The sequence below is a fragment of the Pseudomonas mosselii genome (assembly GCF_005796105.1).
GTDB lineage: Bacteria > Pseudomonadota > Gammaproteobacteria > Pseudomonadales > Pseudomonadaceae > Aquipseudomonas > Aquipseudomonas mosselii_C.
Window position 1 is genome coordinate 1 of record NZ_VAUO01000045.1, and the last position, 855, is coordinate 855.

Below are 855 nucleotides of genomic sequence, written 5' to 3' on the forward strand. Positions count from 1 at the left end.
GTGATGTTGCCTTGGGTCTGACCTTCGATCTTGATGTAAGCGGGTGTTGGCATGGCAGTTTCTCCTGCGTCCATGTGGATAAAACACGCGCGCAATGGGCAGCGTGGCCATCGGGAGCGATGGACTTTTTCAACGCGGCAAACGCCGCGTCAATTCGTTCAATTCGGCTGTGCCGAGTGCCGGCTGTTTACTGCTGCAAAATGCCGTTGAGCGACTGCAGCACCTCGCTGGTGATCAGGTGCAGGCGGTAGCTGTAGATGCCGTAGGCGGTGGCCATGGCCATGGCGGAAATCACCAATGGGCTCCACCAGGGCCACTGCCGATTCATGCGGAAATTGCGCGGGGCAACGTTGGTGTAAGGGTCACAGACCGCTGTCGGCGTGGGCCCTCGTAGTTCGCGGATGATTCCGTGGAGCTGGTGAATGAGGGTGTTCAGCGTCTCTTCGCCTTTGGGCGCGAGGGCGTACTTGCCTTTGAGCCCCAGGCACAGGCTGAAGTACATGAACTCCAGCACGTCCTTGTAGCGCTGGGGCTCCTGCATCAGGCGTGAGATCACGGTGAAGATCTTTTCGCCGCCGAACGTTTCGCTGTGGAAAATGCTGAGCAGGGGCTCCTGGCTCCAGCAACTGGCCTGGCCCCATGGCCGCTCCATCACGGCTTCATCGATGAACAGGCACAAGCCGTACGAGTACGCCAGAAGTTGCGTGGTCTCGTAGCCATGCTGGCGCATCTCTTGCTGGATGTTTTCAATCTGGTTGCGCACCTGCCGGTGCACTTCCTCGATGTTGGGCAGCGTATCGAGCGTGCGTAGGCGTATGACGAGGCCAAACAACGGTGCCGCCGCATCCAGCATCA

At 59.2% G+C, this 855-nt stretch carries 1 protein-coding gene; it reads right to left on the minus strand.

Going from position 1 to position 855, the window contains the following annotated elements:
- Window positions 1-187: 187 nt before the first annotated feature.
- Window positions 188-855: type IVB secretion system protein IcmH/DotU (gene icmH / locus FEM01_RS24005; RefSeq protein ID WP_138221890.1), on the minus strand; the 668-nt coding region annotated here is incomplete at its 5' end.